The 21,860-nt window shown below is 68.6% G+C and carries 19 protein-coding genes; 11 read left to right on the top strand and 8 right to left on the bottom strand.

Translation table 11 applies throughout. The annotated features are described in order from the left end of the window. The first annotated feature begins 84 nt into the window (after positions 1-84). Positions 85-1,197, top strand: a complete 1,113-nt coding sequence (locus G432_RS09335; protein WP_041864859.1) for a DUF47 family protein — start codon at positions 85-87, stop codon at positions 1,195-1,197. An 18-nt stretch (positions 1,198-1,215) separates the two neighbouring features. Beyond that, entirely contained in the window at positions 1,216-2,226 is a 1,011-nt protein-coding gene (locus G432_RS09330; protein WP_015458575.1) for an inorganic phosphate transporter, read from the top strand. A 42-nt stretch (positions 2,227-2,268) separates the two neighbouring features. On the opposite strand, the gene G432_RS09325 is transcribed toward G432_RS09330, so the two are convergent. Then, a complete protein-coding gene (locus tag G432_RS09325; RefSeq protein ID WP_041865292.1) occupies positions 2,269-3,018 on the bottom strand; it encodes a CsgG/HfaB family protein in 750 nt (249 codons plus the stop codon). A gap of 188 nt (positions 3,019-3,206) precedes the next feature. Between G432_RS09325 and lepA the strand changes: the two genes are divergently transcribed. Further along, positions 3,207-5,030, top strand: coding sequence for a translation elongation factor 4 (gene lepA / locus G432_RS09320; protein WP_015458573.1), 1,824 nt, complete (start codon positions 3,207-3,209; stop codon positions 5,028-5,030). 12 nt (positions 5,031-5,042) lie between these two features. Here lepA and G432_RS09315 read toward each other — a convergent pair whose 3' ends face one another. The 5 genes from G432_RS09315 to hpnI are packed head-to-tail and all read right to left on the bottom strand — an operon-like array spanning position 5,043 to position 10,441. Beyond that, complete coding sequence (locus G432_RS09315; RefSeq protein ID WP_015458572.1) at positions 5,043-6,026, bottom strand: lysylphosphatidylglycerol synthase domain-containing protein; 984 nt, start codon at positions 6,024-6,026, stop codon at positions 5,043-5,045. Beyond that, positions 6,023-6,898 carry a hypothetical protein gene (locus G432_RS09310; RefSeq protein ID WP_015458571.1) on the bottom strand — a complete coding sequence of 292 codons (876 nt, stop codon included), beginning with the start codon at positions 6,896-6,898 and terminating at the stop codon, positions 6,023-6,025. Before G432_RS09310 ends, G432_RS09315 begins: the two co-directional genes overlap by 4 nt. Further along, a complete protein-coding gene (hpnK, locus tag G432_RS09305; RefSeq protein ID WP_084653392.1) occupies positions 6,898-7,872 on the bottom strand; it encodes a hopanoid biosynthesis-associated protein HpnK in 975 nt (324 codons plus the stop codon). Before hpnK ends, G432_RS09310 begins: the two co-directional genes overlap by 1 nt. A 14-nt stretch (positions 7,873-7,886) precedes the next feature. Then, complete coding sequence (hpnJ, locus tag G432_RS09300; RefSeq protein WP_015458569.1) at positions 7,887-9,314, bottom strand: hopanoid biosynthesis associated radical SAM protein HpnJ; 1,428 nt, start codon at positions 9,312-9,314, stop codon at positions 7,887-7,889. Continuing rightward, the gene (gene hpnI, locus G432_RS09295) at positions 9,311-10,441 is read right to left on the bottom strand and encodes a bacteriohopanetetrol glucosamine biosynthesis glycosyltransferase HpnI (protein WP_015458568.1); all 1,131 of its coding nucleotides are present in this window, start codon (positions 10,439-10,441) and stop codon (positions 9,311-9,313) included. Before hpnI ends, hpnJ begins: the two co-directional genes overlap by 4 nt. A 54-nt stretch (positions 10,442-10,495) precedes the next feature. Between hpnI and hpnA the strand changes: the two genes are divergently transcribed. The 8 genes from hpnA to G432_RS09255 are packed head-to-tail and all read left to right on the top strand — an operon-like array spanning position 10,496 to position 19,543. Then, complete coding sequence (hpnA, locus tag G432_RS09290) at positions 10,496-11,500, top strand: hopanoid-associated sugar epimerase (RefSeq protein WP_015458567.1); 1,005 nt, start codon at positions 10,496-10,498, stop codon at positions 11,498-11,500. Further along, on the top strand, positions 11,497-12,633 hold the full coding sequence (locus G432_RS09285) for a glycosyltransferase (protein ID WP_015458566.1): 1,137 nt from the start codon (positions 11,497-11,499) through the stop codon (positions 12,631-12,633). The genes hpnA and G432_RS09285 overlap by 4 nt, the downstream gene beginning before the upstream one ends. Next, positions 12,630-13,508 (top strand): squalene synthase HpnC, encoded by an 879-nt coding sequence (gene hpnC / locus G432_RS09280; protein WP_051128721.1) that lies wholly within the window; start codon positions 12,630-12,632, stop codon positions 13,506-13,508. The genes G432_RS09285 and hpnC overlap by 4 nt, the downstream gene beginning before the upstream one ends. Further along, positions 13,505-14,338: a presqualene diphosphate synthase HpnD gene (gene hpnD, locus G432_RS09275; RefSeq protein ID WP_015458564.1), complete on the top strand. Its 834-nt coding sequence runs from the start codon at positions 13,505-13,507 to the stop codon at positions 14,336-14,338. Before hpnC ends, hpnD begins: the two co-directional genes overlap by 4 nt. A 7-nt stretch (positions 14,339-14,345) precedes the next feature. Beyond that, entirely contained in the window at positions 14,346-15,608 is a 1,263-nt protein-coding gene (hpnE, locus tag G432_RS09270) for a hydroxysqualene dehydroxylase HpnE (protein WP_015458563.1), read from the top strand. Then, positions 15,595-17,574: a squalene--hopene cyclase gene (gene shc, locus G432_RS09265; protein WP_015458562.1), complete on the top strand. Its 1,980-nt coding sequence runs from the start codon at positions 15,595-15,597 to the stop codon at positions 17,572-17,574. Before hpnE ends, shc begins: the two co-directional genes overlap by 14 nt. After that, positions 17,571-18,206: a phosphorylase family protein gene (locus G432_RS09260; protein ID WP_015458561.1), complete on the top strand. Its 636-nt coding sequence runs from the start codon at positions 17,571-17,573 to the stop codon at positions 18,204-18,206. The genes shc and G432_RS09260 overlap by 4 nt, the downstream gene beginning before the upstream one ends. After that, complete coding sequence (locus G432_RS09255) at positions 18,203-19,543, top strand: metal-dependent hydrolase family protein (protein WP_015458560.1); 1,341 nt, start codon at positions 18,203-18,205, stop codon at positions 19,541-19,543. The genes G432_RS09260 and G432_RS09255 overlap by 4 nt, the downstream gene beginning before the upstream one ends. A 28-nt stretch (positions 19,544-19,571) precedes the next feature. Here the strand turns inward: G432_RS09255 and hpnH are convergent, their stop codons facing one another. Continuing rightward, positions 19,572-20,723: an adenosyl-hopene transferase HpnH gene (gene hpnH, locus G432_RS09250; protein ID WP_015458559.1), complete on the bottom strand. Its 1,152-nt coding sequence runs from the start codon at positions 20,721-20,723 to the stop codon at positions 19,572-19,574. A 5-nt stretch (positions 20,724-20,728) separates the two neighbouring features. Further along, positions 20,729-21,688 carry a 4-hydroxy-3-methylbut-2-enyl diphosphate reductase gene (gene ispH / locus G432_RS09245; protein WP_015458558.1) on the bottom strand — a complete coding sequence of 320 codons (960 nt, stop codon included), beginning with the start codon at positions 21,686-21,688 and terminating at the stop codon, positions 20,729-20,731. Positions 21,689-21,860: the final 172 nt, after the last annotated feature.

Raw genomic sequence — 21,860 nt, 5'->3', positions numbered from 1 at the left:
GGGCCGTCCGGCGGGCGGCTGGCGATTGCATTTGCCAATATTACGTTTCAATGACAGCCGCGCATTCCCGAAGGAGCCCGTCCCATCCGCCAGATCGCTGCCTTGCCCTACCGTATCGAGGCGGACGGATCGGCGCGCGTGATGCTCATCACCTCCCGCGATACGGGGCGCTGGGTGATTCCCAAGGGCAATCCGATCCGCGGGCTCGACCCGCACCGCGCCGCCGCGCACGAGGCTTATGAGGAAGCGGGCGTATCGGGCATTCCCTGCCCGTCCGCGCTCGGCACCTATCGCTATCGCAAGAGAAAGAATAATGGCGAATCGCGCAACGCCACCGTCGCGGTCTTCCCGCTGGCGGTGCTGAAGCAGGCGGAAGAATGGCCGGAGCAGGATGAGCGCGAGACGCGATGGTTCACCCTGGCCGAGGCCGCGGATGCCGTCGCCGAGCCGCAACTGAAACAACTGATCGCCGGTTTCCGGGCGCCCGTCGCGCCCGCCGGCCTGCTGGAGCGCGGCCTCGCCTGCGTCCGCAATTGGGGAGCTACGATACCGATGCTGCGCTGGTTCCAGGCCTTGATGCCGAAACAGGGGCGCTTCTTCGAACAGTTCGAGGATCATGCCGCCACGCTGGTCGCCGGCGCCGACGCGCTCGCGCGGCTGCTGGAAGGCGGCGACGACATGGCGGACCATGTCCGCGAGATCTTCGAGCGCGAGCATGAAGCGGACGAGATCATCCGTGAGGTGCTGCAGGATGTGCGCCGTATCCTCATCACCCCGTTCGACCGCAGCGCCATCACCAGCCTGATCGGGGTGATGGACGATGCGATCGACCAGATGAACAAGACCGCCAAGGCGATCACCCTCTACGAGATCACCCGGTTCGAGCCGCAGATGCGCGACATGGCCGGTATCATCGTGGAGGCTGCGCGGATCACGGTGGAGGCGATGCCGCTGCTGCGGTCCGTCGGCACCAATGGCGGGCGGCTGCATGAGCTGACCGAACGGCTGGTCAGGATCGAAGGCCATGCCGACGAGATCCACGATGCCGGCCTGCGCGCGCTCTACCGCGCCCATATCGACAGCAAGCCGCTGGAATTCATCGTCGGGCGCGAAATCTACAGCCATCTGGAAAAGATCGTCGACCGGTTCGAGGACGTGGCCAACGAGATCCAGGGTCTCGTGATCGATCACGCCTGATCGCGCCGGACAATCATCATGGAAGCCGCTGCTCTTTCGCTGCCGCTGCTGATCGGGCTGATCGGCGTCGCCTTGCTGTTCGATTTCCTGAACGGCCTGCACGATGCCGCCAACTCGATCGCGACGATCGTCTCCACCCGGGTGCTCCGCCCGCAATATGCGGTGGTCTGGGCCGCCTTCTTCAACTTCATCGCCTTCCTCTTCTTCGGCCTGCATGTCGCCGAGACGGTGGGGCGCGGCATCGTCAGCGCGGAGATCGTCGATGCCCATGTGATCTTCGGCGCGCTGATGGGGGCGATATCGTGGAACCTCATCACCTGGGGGCTGGGCATCCCTTCCAGCAGCAGCCACGCGCTGATCGGCGGCCTTCTGGGCGCCGGCACTGCCAAGGCGGGGCTGCACGCGGTGGTGTGGAGCGGCGTGTTCAAGACGGCCGCCGCCATCGTGCTGTCGCCCACCATCGGCCTGGTGCTGGCGCTGGTGCTGGTGCTCATCACCTCATGGGCGTTCGTGAAGGCCACGCCCACGCTTGCCGATCGCTGGTTCCGCAAGCTCCAGCTCGTCTCGGCATCGCTCTATTCGCTCGGCCATGGCGGCAATGACGCGCAGAAGACGATGGGGATCATCGCCGTGCTGCTTTATTCGCAGGGGATGCTGAGCGGCGGATTTCACGTGCCCTTTTGGGTGGTGATAAGCTGCCAGGCGGCGATGGGGCTGGGCACGCTGATGGGCGGATGGAAGATCGTCCACACCATGGGATCGAAGATCACCCGCCTCACCCCGGCGCAGGGCTTCTGCGCGGAAACGGGCGGCGCGCTCACCCTGTTCGGCGCGACATGGCTGGGGGTGCCGGTATCGACCACGCACACCATCACCGGCGCGATCGTCGGCGTGGGATCGGCACGGCGCATGTCGGCCGTGCGCTGGAACATCGCCAGCCGCATCGTCATCGCCTGGGTGGTGACGCTGCCGGCGGCGGCCGCGATCGGCGCGCTCTTCTACTGGCTGGCGGGTCTTTTCGCCTGGTGACCGCAAACAGGCGGGCGACCTCGGGGTCGCCCGCCTGCCCGATCAGTTGGCCGCCTTGGGCGCCGCGGCCGATGCGTCGGCGGGCAGGCCGCCGAGCTGGGTGACCAGCTTGGTATAGGCATCGAGATAGGCGAGCACGATCACCTGGCCGATCTCGGTATTCTCATAACCGCCGCCGCCGGCACCGAAGGCCCCGCCGCTGAACAGGCCGGCGCCGGCGCCGAAGCCCAGATCCTGCTTGCGGGCATAGCCTTCGATCAGCGCCTCTTCCTCGGTGGTGCGGGCGTTGACGACCGAAAGCGTGACGTTGGCTTCCTTCTTCTTGATCGAAAGGCCGCCGGCCAGCGCGCCGAACGTGTTGCGGCCGAGGACACCGCCCAGCAGGCCGCCCAGCGCATTGCCGCCGGCATTGTTGTTGGAGCTCACGATATCCGGCTGCAGGAAATAATCGGCCGCCTTCACCTGGCCCTTGCCGATATTGGACTTGGCCTGAAGCTCGCCGGAATCGGCCAGCGCGCGCTCCATGTTGCGGCTGGCGAGCGATCGGCCGCGATTGACCAGCGTGAAGCAGCCCGATTTCTGGACGAACGTCTTGATGATCGCCTCGGGGCTGCCGAGGCTCAGTTCACGCCACCACTGATTCTCGGGCTCGACGATGGCGATGGTGCCCAGCTTGCGGGTGCAGACGGGGATCTCCGCCTGCTTGGCGGTCTGCTGCTTGCGGGCCGAGGATTGCGCCTGGGCCGCGGGCGGCAGCAGGGCCACGCTGGCCAACGCGCCAGCGAGCAACATGATCTTCTTCACAACAAATGCCTCCCAGTTATGCGACCCCCGATAACGCCTGCGCGTTAACACCAACCCCTTAACGGATTTTGTGACGCGGGTCACATGCCGGCGGATTTCACATATCTTTGGCAAGCGGCCTGCTTGATGCTATCGGCGGCGCCAATTCCATCCATCCCAGAAGATCGGCCCTTTCCGTGACCCCGCTCGACCGTATCCGCAATTTCTCGATCATCGCGCATATCGACCATGGCAAGTCGACGCTGGCCGACCGCCTGATCCAGCGCACCGGTGGGCTTTCGGACCGCGAGATGTCCGCCCAGGTCCTCGACAACATGGATATCGAGAAGGAGCGCGGCATCACCATCAAGGCGCAGACCGTGCGCCTCGATTATACCGCGAAGGACGGGCAGAGCTATGTCCTGAACCTGATGGACACGCCGGGGCACGTGGACTTCGCCTATGAGGTCTCGCGCAGCCTCGCCGCCTGCGAGGGCGCGCTGCTGGTGGTGGACGCGGCGCAGGGCGTGGAGGCGCAGACGCTGGCCAACGTCTACCAGTCGATCGAGCATGATCACGAGATCGTGCCCGTCATCAACAAGATCGACCTGCCGGCCGCCGAGCCCGAGAAGGTGCGCGAGGAGATCGAGGAGGTGATCGGCCTCGATGCATCGGGCGCGGTGCTGGCGTCGGCCAAGTCGGGCATCGGCATCGACGACATTCTCGAGGCGATCGTCGCCAAGATCCCGCCGCCCAAGGGCGATGCGACCGCGCCGCTCAAGGCGATGCTGGTGGATAGCTGGTATGATCCCTATCTGGGCGTCGTCATCCTGATCCGCGTGATCGACGGCGTGATCCGCAAGGGCCAGCAGATCAAGTTCATGCAGGCCGGCACCACCCATCTGGTCGATCGCGTCGGCTGCTTCCGCCCGAAGATCGAGCAGCTCGGCGATCTCGGCCCCGGCGAGGTCGGCTTCATCACCGCCCAGATCAAGGAAGTGTCGCAGACCGCCGTCGGCGATACCATCACCGATGCGAAGAAGCCGGCGGCAGAGCCGCTGCCCGGCTTCAAGGAAGTGCAGTCGGTGGTGTTCTGCGGCCTCTTCCCGGTCGACGCCAATGATTTCGAGAAATTGCGCGAATCGATCTCCAAGCTGCGCCTCAACGACGCTTCGTTCAGCTTCGAGATGGAGACGTCCGCCGCGCTGGGCTTCGGCTTCCGCTGCGGCTTCCTCGGCCTGCTCCACCTGGAGATCATCCAGGAGCGGCTGACCCGCGAATATGATCTCGACCTCATCACCACTGCGCCGTCGGTGGTCTATCGCCTGCTGCTCACCCGTTCGGCGGGCGAGGCGGAGGCGCGGACGATCGAGCTGCACAACCCCGCCGACATGCCCGATCCCAACAAGATCGAAATGATCGAGGAGCCGTGGATCGAGGCGACGATCTACGTGCCCGACGAATATCTGGGCAGCATCCTCAAGCTCTGCCAGGATCGGCGCGGCATCCAGAAGAACCTGACTTATGTGGGCGGCCGCGCGCAGGTGACCTACGAGCTGCCCCTGAACGAAGTGGTGTTCGATTTCTACGATCGCCTGAAATCGATCACGCGCGGCTATGCCAGCTTCGACTATCACCAGATCGGCTATCGCGAGGGCGATCTCGTGAAGATGTCGATCCTCGTCAACAACGAGCCGGTCGATGCGCTCAGCATGATCGTCCACCGCGCCGCCGCCGAGGCGCGGGGCCGCCACATGTGCGAGCGGCTGAAGGACCTGATCCCCCGCCACATGTTCAAGATCCCGATCCAGGCGGCGATCGGCGGCAAGGTGATCGCGCGCGAGACGATCGCGGCGCTGCGCAAGGACGTGACCGCCAAATGCTATGGCGGCGACGCGACCCGCAAACGCAAGCTTCTGGAAAAGCAGAAGGAAGGCAAGAAGCGGATGCGCGAATATGGTTCGGTCAGCATCCCGCAGGAAGCCTTCATCGCCGCGCTGCGCATGGGTGACGAGGGATAAGGCGTCCGGGTTTCAGGCGCTTTTCCTGAGGCCCGATCGCACGCCGCCCATCTGCCAGATGAGGAGCGCCGGCACGCCGATCGCGATGTCCCGCGCCCGCTTGACGAGCGACAGCGCCACCGCCGCCTCCGGCCCGATGCCGAATATCGGGCCGAGCAGGATATAACCCGCCTCCTGGATGCCGATCGCGCCCGGCACCACGAAGGCGGCGCTGCGCAGCGCGAAGATCAGGCTTTCCAGCGCTATGATGTGCCAGATCGTCTGATGCTCCCCCATCAGCCGCAGGGTGAGCCAGGCCGAGGCCGCGCTCCCCGCCCAGGCGAGCAGGTTGAAGAAGAAGGAGGCGAGGATCGCGCGCCGCACCCGGTAATAGCGCGTCAGCTCGGCCACCACCGCATCCACCGCCACCTCCGCCCTGGGCAGCATCCGCCGGGCGAGGAAGGCGAGGAAGCGCAGCGCCGGCACCTGCAGAAGGGCGAAGGCGATCGTCACCGCCACGGCCACGCCCGCGCCGATCAGTGCCAGCGTGCGCAGCGATCGCATCGCATCGGCGTCCAGCAGGATCGCCCCCAGCATCCACAGGCCGAACAGGGTGAACAGCAATTGCGCCGCCATCTCGGTGGTGAGATCGACGATGATCGAGGCATAGACCCGCGTCGCCGGCAGGCCGCGGCCGATCAGCGTCCACGCCCCGACCACGATGCCGCCGATCTGGGAAAAGGGCAGCAGGTCGCTCGCCCCCTCGCGCGTCGTCCGTGCCCAGGTGAAGAGCGGCAGGCGGCGGAAAGGTGCGTCCGGCATCGCCGTCAGCCACGCCGCGCCCAGCAGGCCCAGCACCGCGAAGGAACAGGCGATCAGCAGCAGGAAGCCGCCGATGCCCAGCCGGCCGGCGGCGGCCATGATGTCGCCCAGCCCCGCCCGGCCGATCGCCCACAGCGCGATGGCGAGCCCGATCGCGGTCGCCGCCAGCAGCGGCCAGCGGAACGGGACCTTCACGATCGCATGAAGCGCAGCACGAAGCGGATCGCGCCGGGCACGAAGCGCGGCCGGATCAGGCGGCGGTCATAAGGGGCCAGCCGCCGGTCGTTTTCGGCAAGGCAGATGCGGGCCAGCTCGGGAAAGCTGATTTCCACGCCCAGTTCCTTGGAACCGTTGAGCGTGAAATTATTCTCCTGCGCCTTGGTGTTGCTGCCCATGCCCTTGGCCATGTCGATCCGCTCGAGGATCAGCACGATCCACACCGCGATCACCTTCAGCTCGAACCAAGGCCGGCGCCACCAGGGCATGTTGCGCCGCCACCAGGCCACCCAGTTGACGAAGAACAGGATATGGCGCCCTTCCTCGCGCATCACCGGCTCGAACGTGTCGACCAGCTCCGGCGGAAAGAAGCCCGATCTGCGGGCGACATCGAACAGGCCGAATCCGAAGAAGCTGTCGATGCATTCGGAATATCCGGTGCGCATGAAGGCGAATTCGGGATCGCGCGGGCGGCGATATTCGGGCTCGGGCGCCAGTTCGATCCCATAGGCCTGCACCATATCCGCCAGCACCAGCTTGTGGCGGCTCTCCTCGAAGGCGTTCATCATGATCGCTTCCTTGAGGAGGGGGTCGGAAACCGCCTCGCCGAAGGTGCGCACGTTCATGCCGGCCCGGCCCTCGGTGGCGACGGCGATGTCCCAGATCGGCAGCGAGGTGATCTTGCCCTGCGTGTCCGCGTCCAGCTTCGGCCATTCGATCAGCGCGGGGCGGTAGGGATCATGGGTATCCAGCAGGGTGCGGCAGAACAGCGTCTTGTGCGTCTCGCTGCCCAGCGGCGCCGGGGCGCCCCCGGCGGCGGCGGGGGGGGCAAGGGCGCTCATACTCTCCATCAGGCCGCGACCCTTTCTTCCTCGAAATCGGTGAAGCTGCCCAGCCGCGCGCCCGACAGGCGAAGCGCGGCGCGCGTCCGCTCGTCCACCAGCGCCGCCAGTTCGGCCTCATAGTCGTAACCCGGCGCATGGCCGGCAAAGCCGGCCTCGGTCGCGGGATGGAGATAGATTTCGGTGAGGCCCGGCGGCAGATGCTCGATCAGGCCCGCCAGCCGCCCGACATGCATATGGCCGGACCAGCGCAGGCCGAACACCTGATCGGGCACGATCAGCCCCGCCGACGCGAAGCGCGCCTGCAGCGTCCGCGCCCATGGCGCGGCAACGCGGTCGGCCAGCCGGCCGGGACTGGCCGGCTCCACCTCGGCCAGCGGCTCGGGCGGTTCCACCGGCGCGCGCACGGCGCGCAGGCCGAAACGCCCGCCGATCTCCACGATCAGGCCGGCGATGGTCGGGTGCAGGTGGAAATGCTTGTGGGCGTTCACATGATCCAGCTTCAGCCCGGTCGCGCCGAAGGCGATGAACTGCGCCTCGATCTCCTCGGCCAACTGGCGCCGCACGGCGGGGCGGAAGAAGAAGTCCACGCCCGCGCGCACCATGTTGGCGCGGAACCGGCCGTCGCCATCGACCAGATCGGGCACGCGATCGGGCGGCAAGGTGGGCCGGCCGTCGACCAGCACCAGATGCAGGCCCACGCCCAGCATGGGCAGCTTGCGCGCGGTGGCGATCGCGTCGGTCGCGGCCTCGCCCGCCACCATCAGGCTGGTGGCGGTCAGCACGCCTTCGCGATGCGCGCGCTCCACGGCGCGGTTCACCGCGATCGACGCGCCGAAATCGTCGGCGGTTATCACCAGCCTCCTGGCCGGGTGCGGCGCGGGCGCGGCCTCGCCCGGCTCGGTGCCGGCCCAGCCCGGCCCATGGGCGGGGGGGCGGGACAAAGTGCCGGCCGGGGCGGCTGCGTGGGCGGGAAAGCGCATCGTCCCGCCCCCCTTCAGGCCACCGCTTCCTTGCGCTGGCGCAGGAAGCGGAAGAATTCCACCCCTTCGCGCAGCCGCCGCTTCATCATGTCCTGGTCGCGGATCATCTCGCCCACGATCGCGCCGATCTTGCGCGGGCGGAAGTAGAAGCGCTTGTAGAAATCCTCGACCGACGCGAAGATCTCCGTGCTGTTCAGGTGCGGGTAGCTCAACTGGGCGATCTGGTTACCATGGTCGGTCAGCAGATGGTCCGTCCCGTCGAACCAGCCATTCTCCGTCGCCTGCCGGTAGAGGAAGGTGCCCGGATAGGGCGCGGCCAGCGATACCTGGATGGTGTGGGGGTTGATCTCCTGCGCGTAGCGGATCGTTTCCTCGATCGTCTCCTTCGTCTCGCCGGGCAGGCCCAGGATGAAGGTGCCGTGGATGACGATGCCCAGCGCGTGGCAATCCTTGGTGAACTGCCGGGCGACATCGACGCGCAGGCCCTTCTTGATATTGTGCAGGATCTTCTGGTTGCCGCTTTCATAGCCGACCAGCAGCAGGCGCAGCCCGTTGTCCTTCATCACCTTCAGCGTATCATAGGGCACGTTGGCCTTGGCGTTGCAGGACCAGGTGACGCCCAGCTTGCCCAGCTCGCGGGCCAGCGCCTCGACGCGCGGCGCGTTGTCGGTCAGCGTGTCGTCGTCGAAGAATATCTCCTTCACCTGCGGCATTTCCCGCATCACATATTTCACCTCCTCGATCACATGGCCGATCGATCGGGTGCGGTAATTATGGCCGCCCACGGTCTGCGGCCACAGGCAGAAGGTGCAGCGGCTCTTGCAGCCGCGCCCGGTGTAGAAGCTCACATAGGGATGCTTCAGATAGCCGCCGAAATATTTCTCGATCACGAGGTCGCGCTTGTAGATCGGGCTGACGAAGGGCAGCGCGTCCATATCCTCCAGCACCGGCCGGTCGTCATTATGGACGATCACCCCCTGCGCGTTGCGGTAGCTGATGCCCTTGATCGATGCCCAGTTCTGGCCGTCGGCGACGTCCTTGATCGTGAAGTCGAATTCGTTGCGGGCGACGAAGTCGATCGCCTCGGACGCCGCCAGGCTTTCCTGCGCCTGCACCGCCACCTTGGCGCCGATCAGGCCGATCTTCAGGTCGGGATTCAGCGCCTTCAGCATCTCCGCCGTCTTCACGTCCTGCCGGAAGGAAGGGGTGGAGGTGTGGAGGATCACCAGGTCGCGCGCATAGGCTTCGTGCTTGATGTCGTCGAAGGAAAGGTCGTGGGCGGGGGCGTCGATCAGCTTCGATCCCTCCACCAGCGCCGCCGGCTGGGCGAGCCAGGTGGGATACCAGAAGGACCGGACCTCGCGCTTCATCTGGTAGCGCGCGCCGGCGCCGCCGTCATAACCGTCGAAGGAGGGGGCTTGCAGAAAAAGCGAGCGCATCACGTCAGATACTCCGTATCCGCCGACATCCGACCATCCTTCCCTAGCCGAAATCTTCCTCCCCGCCAATCGATTGAGCGGACGGCGAAGGCGCCGAGAAAGAGGATGAAGGAAAGGATGTCGCGCAGCGGCAACAGCGCGATCGGCGCGGTGCGGCGGCCGGCGAGGCGGTCGATGCGGAGCGCGAGGGCGAGGCGCGCGGCCAGCGCTGCGGCGACCAGCCACAAATTCAGGCCGAGAAGAGCGAGCGGCAGCGGATGGGTGACGATGCTGCCGGCATAGCCCCATGGGTCGAGCCCGCGGATGGTGGCGTTCCAGCGCAGCTCGTGGCGGGCGAGGGCGGCAAGGCTCGTCTCGGCGCAGCCATGGGTGACGATGAGGCGCGGTATCGCCACTTCGCAGCCCGCCGCGCGGGCGGCGGCACCGATGGCGTGGTCGTCCGCCAGCACGTCGGCGAAGGGGGCGAAGCCGCCGATGCGGTCCAGCGTTTCGCGGCGCATCGCGATGGTCGATCCCATGCACGGCCGGGCGCGCCCGGTGGCGAGGCCGACGATGACGGACGGCAGGAACTGCCAGCTGATGCCGGCGGCGGCGATGCGGGACCAGGCACCGGCATCGCCCCGCCCGGCATAGAGGCAGGTGGCGATCGTGCCGGCAGGCGCGATCGTGGCGACGATGCGGGAGATATAATCGGGCGGCACCGCGATATCGCTGTCGCTCAGGATGATGATGTCGCCGCTGGCGTCGGACATCATGTTGATCAGATTGGATATCTTGCCGTTGCTGCCGTGGCGCGCGCGATCGGCGCGCACCCGCACCGGTCCGCCGATCGCGCGGGCCACGGCAGCCGCCGGATCGGCCGGGTCGTGCACGCCGCAGACGATCTCGACCGCGCCGCGATAATCCTGCTCCACGAAGCTGCGGAGATTTTCGGCCAGCAGCGGCTCGGCGCCGTGGAGCGGCTTCAGAATCGTGACCGGCGGGCCGTTTTCCGGCGGTATCGGCGCGGATTTCCAGCGTCCGGCAAGGATCGTCGCGGCCAATGTATAAAGGATGCCGGCGACGGCGAGGCATTGCGGCAGCAGGAGCGCGGTCATCGTCACGCGATCGACTGTAGACCGCGCCGCCATCTTTTCACATACTTCGTCGCAGGCCTGGGCCGGAACCGGGCGACCGAGGAGGCAATGCTGGCCGATCGCGGGAAGACCATTTTGGTGACGGGCGTTTCCGGCTTCGTGGGCGCGGCGGTGGCGCGGGCCTTCGCCGGCGCCGGCTATGCGGTGCGCGGCCTCGCGCGCGAAACGAGCGCGCCTGCGAATCTCAGGGACTTTCCGGGCGAGATCGTGCGCGGCGACATCCGCGACGCTGCCGCCATGCGCGCCGCGCTCCGGGGCGTGGACGGGCTGGCGCACGTCGCCGCCGACTATCGCCTGTGGGCGGCGGACCCGGAGGAGATCGTCCGCAACAATCGCGAAGGCACGCGCACCGTGATGGAGGCGGCGCTGGCCGCCGGCACGCCGCGCATCGTCTATACCAGCAGCGTCGCCACGCTGGCGCCCGACGCCGGCCGCCCGGCGGACGAGGACCGGCCGCTCGACGAGGCGGCGGCGATCGGCGCCTACAAGCGCAGCAAGGTCGCCGCCGAACGGCTGGTGGAGGCGATGGTGGCGGCGCGCGGCCTGCCTGCGGTGATCGTCAACCCCTCCACCCCGATCGGCCCGCGCGACGTGAAGCCCACGCCCACCGGCCGCATCCTGATCGAGGCCGCGCGGGGCCGGATGCCGGCCTTCGTCGACACGGGGCTGAACCTGGTCCATGTTGACGACGTGGCCGAAGGCCATGTCGCCGCGTTCGAGCGGGGGCGGGCCGGGCGCCGTTACATATTGGGCGGCGAGGACGTGAGCTTGCGGACGATGCTGACGGACATTGCGGGCCTCACCGGCCGCCGGCCCCCGCGCCTCAACCTGCCGCGCGGGCCGCTCTATCCGCTGGCCTGGGGTGCGGAGCTGGTGTCGCGCCTGTCGGGCCGCGAGCCCTTCCTCACCCGCGATGCGCTGAAGATGTCGCGCCACGCCATGTTCTACAGCTCGGCCAGGGCGGCGGCGGAGCTGGGCTATCGCGCCCGGCCCTATCGCGACGCGATCGGCGATGCGATCGCCTGGTTCCGGCGCGAGGGCATGATCGCATGACGATATTGGCCGCCATCAGCCTGGGCCTGTGGATCTATCTGCTGGCGGGGCATGGCGGTTTCTGGCGCGCGGCCGAGACGGACGAGGCGGCTGCCCCCGATCCGGCGAACTGGCCGGCGGTGGCGGCGGTGGTGCCGGCGCGCGACGAGGCGGCGGTGATCGGCCGGACGATCGCCGGCCTGCTGGCGCAGGATTATCCCGGCGATTTCCGTATTCTGCTGGTGGACGACGGCAGCAGCGACGGCACCGCCCGGATCGCGCGGGAAGCGGCCGCCGCCACGGGCCGGGGGGACCGGCTGGAGATCGTGCCCGGCAGCCCGCCGCCCGCCGGCTGGACGGGCAAGCTCTGGGCGATGGAGCAGGGCATCGCCCGGGCCGGCGGCGCGCGCTGGCTGTGGCTGACCGACGCCGATATTGCCCATGCCCCCGATACGCTCCGGTCGCTGGTGGCGCGCGGCGAGGCGGAGGGGCTGGCGCTCTGTTCGCTGATGGCGCGGCTCAGCACCGCCAATGCCGCCGAACGCGCGCTGATCCCGGCCTTCGTGCTGTTCTTCCAGATGCTCTATCCCTTCGCGCGGGTGAACCGGGCGGGATCGCCGGTTGCCGCCGCTGCCGGCGGCTGCATGCTGGCGCGCGCCGATGCGCTGGCGCGGGCGGGCGGCATCCCCGCCATCGCCGCCCATATCATCGACGATTGCGCGCTGGGCCGGGCGATGAAGCGGCAGGGGCCGATCCGCCTGATGCTGACGCGCCGATCGGTGAGCATCCGCCCCTATGGCGGCTGGCGGGAGATCGGCGCCATGATCGCGCGGTCGGCCTATGCCCAGCTCCGTTATTCGCCCTGGCTGCTGGCAGGCACGCTGCTGGGCCTGGCGCTGGTCTTCCTGGTGCCGCCGCTGGCCGCGGCATTCGCCGCCGGGCCGGGCCGGGCGATGGGGATCGCCGCCTGGGCGCTGATGGCGATCGCCTTCCAGCCGATGCTGCGTTTCTACGGCCGGTCGCCCCTGTGGGGGCCGCTGCTGCCGGCGATCGCGGCTTTCTATGCCGGCGCCACCGCGCTGTCGGCCGTCGCGCACGCACGCGGGCGCGGCGGCATGTGGAAGGGGCGCGCGCAGGCGCGGCTGGGCGCATGACCGCGTTGGCGGAACAGGCGCCAAGGGCGGCGGGCGCGGCGGCGCTGGCATCGGGCAAGGGCCATAAGGACGAGAATTTCCCGGTCGCCTCGCTGCTGATCCGGCCGGAGCATCGCGCGCCGATCATGGCCTTCTACCGCTTCGCGCGGGCGGCGGACGACGTGGCCGATCACCCCACGGCGTCGCCTGTCGAAAAGCTCGCCCGGCTGGAGGCGATGCGCGCGGGCCTGACCGGCGAAAGCGATGCCGATCCCGCTGCGGGGGCGCTGCGCGCGGCGCTGGCCGGGCGCGGGCTGGATGCGGGCCACGCGCTCGATCTGCTGGAGGCGTTCCGCCGCGACGTGACGGTGAACCGCTATGCCGATTGGGACGCGCTGATCGATTATTGCCGCTATTCGGCGATGCCGGTCGGCCGCTTCGTGCTGGATGTGCATGGCGAGGATCGCGCGCTGTGGCCGGCGTCGGATGCGCTGTGCGCGGCGCTGCAGGTCATCAACCACCTGCAGGATTGCGGGAAGGATTATCGCGCGATCGATCGGGTCTATCTGCCCGCCGATCGGCTGGCCGCGCATGGCGCCACCGTCGATATGCTCGCTGCCCCCCGAGCGGCCCCGGCGCTGAAGGCGGCGATCGGCGAGGCGGCGGGTGAGGCGGAGGCGCTGCTCGCCCGGTCGGCCGGTTTCGCCCGCGCCATCGCCGATCGGCGGCTGGGCATGGAGGTGGCGGCGATCCAGCGGCTGGCGGAAAGCCTTGCGGCGCGGCTGCGCCGTCGCGATCCGCTGGCCGAAAAGGTCCACCATGGCAGGATGGAGGCGTTGATGATCGCTGGACGCGCGGCACTGGGCCGGATGATCGCGCGGGGCGGGCGGGCATGACCGCCACCAGCCTCGCCACGCAGGGCCGGGCGGCCGGCAGCTCCTTCTATGCCGGCATGCGCGTGCTGCCGCGCCCCGAACGCGAGGCGATGTATGCCATCTACGCCTTCTGCCGCGAGGTGGACGATATCGCCGACGACCAGCGCGGGGATCGTGCCGCCCGCGCCGCCGCGCTGGAGGCGTGGCGCGGCGATATCGCCCGGCTCTATGCTGGCGGCGATCCGGGGCAGGCGCATTATCTGGCGCCGGCCGTCCGCCGCTTCGATCTCGCGCGGGCGGATTTCGATGCGGTGATCGCCGGCATGGCGATGGACGTGGCGGGCGACATATGCTGCCCCGACGCGGCCGATCTCGATCTCTATTGCGATCGCGTGGCATCCGCCGTGGGGCGGCTTTCGGTGCGGGTGTTCGGCATGGAGGAAGCGCCGGGGCTGGCGCTGGCCCACCATCTCGGCCGCGCCCTGCAACTCACCAACATCCTGCGCGACGTGGATGAGGATGCGGCGATCGGCCGGGTCTATCTGCCGGCCGAGGCGCTGGCGGCGGCCGGGCTGCCATTGGGCGATATCGCCGCGATCACCGCCGATCCCCGGATCGATCGCGCCTGCCGGGCGGTGGCGGCGGAGGCGCGCCAGCATTTCGATGCCGCGCGGCGCATATTGGCGGCCCGGCCGCGCGGCCACCTGATCGCCCCCCGGCTGATGGCGGGCGCCTATGGCGTGCTGCTGGATCGGATGGAGGCGGCGGGCTGGGCGCCGCCGCGCCGCCGGGTGCGGCACAACCGGCTGGCGATCCTGGGGATGATGATCCGCCTCAGGCTGCTGCGGTAGGGCGGCGATGGCGCGGGCTCATGTGATCGGCGCGGGGCTGGCCGGATTGGCGGCGGCGATCGCGCTCACCAAGGCGGGCTACGCCGTCACCTTGTCCGAAGCGGGGCCGCGCGCCGGCGGGCGCTGCCGCTCCTATCACGATCCCCAGCTCGGCCTCACCATCGATAACGGCAACCATCTGGTGCTGTCGGGCAATGCCGCCGTGGCCGATCATCTCGCCACGATCGGCGCGGCCGATCGGCTGGCCGGGCCGATGGAGGCGAGCTTTGCCTTTTTCGACCTGCGCGATGGCGAACGCTGGCGGGTGGCGCCCAATGGCGGGCCGCTGCCCTGGTGGCTGTTCGTCCCCGGCCGGCGGGTGCCGGGCACGGGTGTTGCCGATTATCTGCCGCTCGCCCGCCTGCTGGGCGCCGATGCGGATGCGCGGATCGGCGATGTGATCGCCACCGATACGCCCCTGTGGGAAAGGCTGATCGCGCCGCTGATGGTGGCGGTGATGAACACCCCGCCGGCGGAGGCATCGGCCGGGCTGGCGGCCGCCGTGATCCGCGAGACGCTGGCCAAGGGCGGCCGCGCCTGCCGCCCCCGCATCGCCCATCCCACCTTGGCGGCCGCCTTCGTCGATCCGGCGATCGCGTGGCTCCGGTCGCATGGCGCCGATATCCGCATGGGCCGGCGGCTGAAGGCGCTGCGCTTCGCAGGCGATCGGGTGGATCGGCTGGATTTCGCCGACGGGGCGGATGCCGTCGCCACCGACGATCCGGTGATCCTCGCGGTGCCGGCATGGGTGGCGGCCGATCTCGTGCCGGGCCTCACCGTGCCCGATCGCCACCATGCCATCGTCAACGCCCATTTCGCCTTTCCGCCGCCGCCCGCCTTGCCGCCGATGCTGGGGGTGATCGGCGGCACCGCGGAATGGATCTTCGCCTTTCCCGACAGGATCTCGGTGACGATCAGCGCCGCGGACCGGTTGTGCGAGGAGGATCGCGGCGCGCTCGCCGCCCGGCTGTGGGCGGAGGTGGCCCGCGCCGCCGGGATCGATGCGCCGCTGCCGCCTTGGCAGATCGTGCGCGAACGCCGCGCCACCTTCGCCGCCACGCCCGATCAGGATGCGCGGCGGCCGGGGGCGGCCACGGCCTGGGCCAATCTGATGCTGGCGGGCGACTGGACACGGACCGGCCTGCCGGCGACGATCGAAGGGGCGATCCGATCCGGGCGGACGGCCGCCCATCTGGCAGGCGAGGTGGCACGCGCGCATGTATCAGTCTGAAGCCGGCAATCCTGTTCCCGTCGATCCGCTGGCCGCGGTGGAGAAGGCCGTCGATCGCGCGGCGGTGGCACTGATCGCCGCCCAGCGCGACGACGGCCATTGGGTGTTCGAGCTGGAGGCCGATGCCACCATCCCGGCCGAATATCTGCTGCTGCGCCATTATCTGGGCGAACCGGAGGATCTGGCGCTGGAGGCGAAGGTCGGCCGCTATCTCCGCCGCATCCAGAACGGGGACGGCGGCTGGCCGCTGTTCCACGGCGGCGCGATGGACCTGAGCGCCACGGTGAAGGCCTATTTCGCGCTCAAGCTGATCGGCGATGACGGAGATGCGCCCCATATGGCGCGGGCGCGCGCGGCGGTGCTCGCGGCCGGCGGGGCGGAAGCCGCCAATGTCTTCACCCGTATCCAGCTTGCCCTCTATGGCGCGGGGCCGTGGGCGGCGGTGCCGGAAATGCCGGTGGAGATGATCCTGCTGCCGCGCTGGTTCCCGATCCATCTGTCGAAGATGTCCTATTGGGCGCGCACCGTGATCGTGCCGCTGCTGGTGCTGATGGCGCTCCGCCCGCGCGCCCGCAATCCGCGCGGCACCCATGTCGACGAACTGTATCGCAGCAAGGAACCGGCGCCGATCGCCAGCCGCGCGGCGGGCACCGGAAGGCTGTGGACCGAAGGCTTCCTCGCGCTCGACAAGCTGCTGAAGGGCGTGCGTCCCTTCTGGCCCGCCGGCTTGCGCCGCCGCGCGATCGATCGCTGCGTCGCCTGGACGCGCGAACGGCTGAACGGGGAGGACGGGCTGGGCGCGATCTATCCCGCCATGGCCAATGCCGTGATGATGTATGATGCGCTCGGCTATCCGCCCGATCACCCCGATCGCGCCATCGCCCGCGCCTCGGTCGAAAAGCTGCTGGTGCTCGATCCCGAGGACGGGACGGACGAGATCTACTGCCAGCCCTGCGTCTCGCCCGTCTGGGATACCGCATTGGCGGCGCATGCCCTGATGGAGGCAGGCGGCGACGCGGCGGAAGCGCGGGCGGCGAAGGGACTCGCCTGGCTCAAGCCGCTGCAGGTGCTGGACGTGAAGGGCGACTGGGCGGAACAGCGGCCCGATGTGCGGCCGGGCGGCTGGGCCTTCCAGTATCGCAACGATCATTATCCCGATCTGGACGATACCGCCGTGGTGGCGATGGCGATGGACCGCGCGCGCGGTCGGATCGTGCCCGGCGACGGGCAGGATCAGGCGATCGCGCGCGGCCGCGAATGGGTGGAAGGCATGCAGAGCCGCAATGGCGGCTGGGGCGCCTTCGATGCCGATAATATGGCGGAATATCTCAACAACATCCCCTTCGCCGATCATGGCGCGCTGCTCGATCCGCCGACCGTGGATGTCACCGCGCGCTGCATATCGATGCTGGCGCAACTCGGCGAGCCGGCGGAAAGCCCCCGCATGCGGGCGGCGCTCGCCTATCTCGCGCGCGAGCAGGAGGCCGATGGCAGCTGGTTCGGCCGCTGGGGGGTGAACTATGTCTACGGCACATGGTCCGCCCTCTGCGCGCTCAACGCGGCGGGGGTCGATCCGCAGGAACTGATCGTGCGCAGGGCAGTCGCCTGGCTGGAGGCGATCCAGAATCCCGATGGCGGCTGGGGCGAAGATTGCGACAGCTATGCGCTGGATCGCACCGGCCACCGCCCCGCGCCCTCCACGGCCTCGCAGACGGCCTGGGCGCTGATCGGGCTGATGGCGGCGGGCGAGGTGGATGGCGCCGCCGTCCAGCGCGGCGTCGGCTGGCTGATGCGCCATCAGGGCACGGATGGGCTGTGGCCGCAGGAACATTTCACCGGGGGCGGTTTCCCGCGCGTCTTCTACCTGCGCTACCACGGCTATCCGCGCTATTTCCCGCTCTGGGCGATGGCGCGATACCGCAATCTCAAGCGCGGCAACGCGCGCCGCGTGATGGTGGGCATGTGACGATCCTGGTGGCGACGGGGCTGAAGCGCGAGGCCCGGATCATCGCGCGCGACGGGCTGGCGCCGATCCCCGGCGGCGGCGACGCGGCGGCGCTGGAAGCAGCGCTGGAGGCGCATGCGCGTTCCGCGCGCGCGATCTGGAGCATGGGGATAGCCGGCGGCCTCGCCCCCGACCTCGCCGTCGGCGACTGGACGATCGGCGGCGATCCGGCGACGGTGGAGGCACTCGCCCGCCGCCTGCCCGAGGCGCGGATCGGCGAAGTCCATGCCAATGGCACGCTGGTCGCCGAAGCGGCCGTCAAGCGCGCGCTCCATGCCGGAACGGGCGCGATCATCGTCGATATGGAATCGCACGTCGCCGCCCGCGTGGCGGCCCGGCACGGCCTGCCCTTCGCCTTCCTGCGGGTGATATCCGATACCGCCGACCATGATCTGCCGCACGCCGCCTGGGTGGGGATGCAGCCCGGCGGCGGCATGGCGATCGGCCCGGTGACGGCATCGCTGGCCCGCAACCCCGGCCAGCTGCCCGCCCTGATCCGCACCGCGCGCGATGTGGGCGCGGCCTTCCGGTCGCTCGAACGGCTGATGGCGCGCATGAATGAAGGCGAACGGTTCTGGGAGCAGAGGCAATGATGCACTGGAAGCATTGGCGGCCGGCGGCGGCGCTTTTCATGACGATGGCGACGGGCGCGGCGGTCCACGCGCAGGATGCCCCGGAAACGCTGTTCCGCGATGTCCGGGTGTTCGACGGGCAGTCTGATCGCCTGTCCCCGCCCACCAATGTCGCGGTGAAGGGCAATGTCATCACGGCGATCGGGCCGGCGGCCAAGGCGGGCGCCGGGGCTCGGGTGATCGAGGGGCGCGGCCGGACGCTGATGCCGGGGCTGATCGACGTCCATGTGCACCTGACCTTCGGCGCGCTCGACATGGCGAAGCTCATGTCGCCGGATCTGACCCCGCAGGCAGCCGAGGCCGCCGCCGCCGATCAGGCCAAGGCCATGCTGCTGCGCGGCTTTACCGCCGTGCGCGACATGGGCGGCCCGGTTTTCGGGCTGAAGGCCGGGATCGATCGCGGCAAATATCAGGGGCCGCGCATCTGGCCGTCGGGCGCGGTGATCAGCCAGACGTCCGGCCACGGCGATTTCCGCCTGCCCACGGAACGCTCGCGCCGCTTCTTCGGCAAGCCATCGCGCGCCGAGGAGCTCGGCGCCACCTTCATCGCCGACGGGCGGGACGAGGTGCTCGCCGCTACGCGCGAGAATCTCCGCTTCGGGGCGAGCCAGATCAAGCTGATGGCGGGCGGAGGTTCATCCTCCGATTACGATCCGATCGACGTGACCCAATATCTGCCCGAGGAGCTTTCGGCCGCCGTGGCCGCCGCCGAGGATTGGGGCACCTATGTCGCCGTCCACGCCTATACGTCGCGCGCGGTGCGCCGTGCGCTGGATGCGGGGGTGAAATCCATCGAGCATGGCCAGCTGCTCGACGAAGCGACGATCAAGCTGATCGCCGATCGCGGTGCATGGCTTTCCCTCCAGAACCTGCCGCCGCCCCTGCCGAACGATCCGCCTGATCGCGTCGCCAAGAAGATGGCGGTGCGCGAAGGTTCGGACCATGCCTGGAACTGGGCGAAGAAATATCATGTGAAGCTCGCCTGGGGCACGGACTTCCTGTTCCGGCCCGAGGAGAATCGGGAACAGAACGCCTATATCCTCCGGCTGAAGCAATGGTTCACCCCGGCCGAGATCCTGCGGATGGTGACGCACGACAACGCCCAGCTCCTCGCCCTGTCCGGCGAACGCGCGCCCTATAAGGGCAAGCTGGGCGTGGTCGAGGCCGGCGCGCTGGCCGACCTGATCCTGGTGAACGGCGATCCGCTGGCGAATATCGACCTGATCGGCGACCCGGATCGCAACTTCGCGGTCGTGATGAAGGATGGGGTGATCTACCGGGCCGACGGAGTGAAATGAACCTTCGAAGGTCGCGTGGCGGCCGTCATTACCGCCACGCCGCCGTCACATGCTTGCCGGCTTCGGGCTGCGATTGCCGGATGAGGGCCAGTTCGCGCTCGACATGGCTGGAATAGACGTTCTCGGCCGGGCGCTGGCGGCTGAGGTCGATATCCGGGGCCATCGGGCCTTCGGTCCGGATGTGGCGGGCGGCCTTCAGGAATTTGAGCGGATGGCGGACGGCGTCCGTGGTCGCGGTGCCCTCGAATCCGCAATGGACCATGCAGTCGGCGCATTTTTCATATTTGCCGACGCCGTAATTCTCCCAGTCCGTGTCGTCCATCAGCTCGCGGAAGGTCTGCACATAGCCTTCGCCGAGCAGGTAGCAGGGCTTTTGCCAGCCGAAGACGGTGCGCAGCGGCATCGACCAGGGGGTGCATTCGTAGGTCTGGTTGCCGGCCAGGAAATCCAGGAACAGGGGCGAGTTGGTGAAGGCCCATTTCCGCTTGGGATCATGGCGGAACACGTCGCGGAAGAGCTGACGCGTCTTTTCGCGGTTGAGGAAATGCTGCTGGTCCGGCGCGCGTTCATAGGCATAGCCGGGCGAGACGGTGATGCCGTCGAGCCCGATCGCCATCATGTCGTCGAAGAAGGCGGCGAGCCGATCGGGATCGGCGCCGTCGAACACGGTGCAGTTGATCTGGGTGCGGAACCCCCTGGACTTGGCGAGCAGGATCGCATCGCGCGCGACCTCGTAGACGCCGTCCTGGCAGACCGAGCGATCGTGCATCACCTGATCGCCGTCGAGGTGGATCGACCAGGTGAAGAAGGGCGACGGGCGATACTGATCGATCTTCTTCTTCAGAAGCAGCGCGTTGGTGCAGAGGATGACGAACTTCTTGCGCGCGATATAGCCTTCGACGATGCGCGGCATCTCGCGATGGAGCAGCGGCTCCCCGCCGGCGATCGATACGGCGGGGGCGCCGCATTCGTCGATCGCGGCCATGCACTGGTCGTAGGAAAGGCGCTGGTTCAGTATCTCGTCCGGATAGTCGATCTTGCCGCAGCCCTTGCAGGCGAGGTTGCAGCGCAACAGCGGCTCCAGCATCAGCACCAGCGGATAGCGTTCGACGCGCCGGAGCTTGCGGCCCAGCACATAGCCGCCGATCCGCGCCGCCTGGGAAAAGGGTATGGCCGCCATCTTGCTCAGGCCTCCTCTGCAACCACATCGCGCCGGGCCAGCCGATCGAGCGCCGGCGGCAGGCGGAAATGAAGATCCTCCTCGATCCCGTCGAGCGTTTCGACGGTGATGGGAACATGGCCGCGGATCGCGGCGATCACGCCCTGGACGAGATCCTCGGGCGCCGAGGCCCCGGCGGTGAGGCCGATCCGCTCCACCCCCTCGAGCCAGGCGGGGTCGATCGCGTCGCCATCCGCGACGAGGTGGCTGGGCAGGCCCAGCTCCACGCCGATTTCGCGCAGGCGGTTGGAATTGGAGCTGTTGGCCGATCCCACCACCAGCAGCATATCGACCACGCGGCAGAGGTCGCGCACGGCGGTCTGCCGGTTCTGGGTGGCGTAGCAGATGTCGGCGGTGCCGGGGCCGGTGATGTCGGCGAAGCGCGCCTTCAGCGCATCGATCACCGATCGCGTGTCGTCCACCGACAGCGTCGTCTGGGTGACATAGGCGACGGGGCTGTCGTCGGCGATGTCGAGCGCGGCCACGTCCTCCGCCGATCCGACCAGGTGGACGGTGCCGTCGATCTGGCCCAGCGTGCCCTCCACCTCCGGGTGGCCGGCATGACCGATCAGCACCAGCGTGCGGCCGGCGGCGACATAGCGGCGGCCCTGGATGTGGACCTTGCTGACCAGCGGGCAGGTGGCATCCAGCACCGGCAGCCCGCGATCGCGCGCTTCCTTCTCCACCGCGCGGGCGACGCCATGGGCGCTGAACACGGTGACGGCGCCGTCGGGAACGTCGGACAATTCCTCCACGAACACAGCGCCCTTGGCGCGCAGCGTATCGACCACATGGCGATTATGGACGATCTCGTGCCGGACGTAGACGGGGGCGCCCACCCGATCGAGGGCGTTGTCCACGATCTCGATCGCGCGGATCACGCCGGCGCAGAAACCGCGGGGCTGGGCAAGGACGAGCTTAACCACCGAGTCCTCCTTTTACGAGGCTGCGCCAACAGATAGCGGAGCCGGCTCATTCCCAAAAGTTAAATCGCGGCAAGGCGTTCCGTGCCGTTCCTGCCATGATCGCGGCGGCAGGGGCTTGCCGCCGCCGCCGGGCCGGGCCACATCGTTGCGGCCTGCCCGTCGCGGATGGAGA

Source organism: Sphingomonas sp. MM-1, from assembly GCF_000347675.2.
GTDB lineage: Bacteria > Pseudomonadota > Alphaproteobacteria > Sphingomonadales > Sphingomonadaceae > Sphingomonas_E > Sphingomonas_E fennica.
Note: the sequence above shows the minus strand (reverse complement) of the source record. Positions and strands in the feature narration are given on the sequence as shown.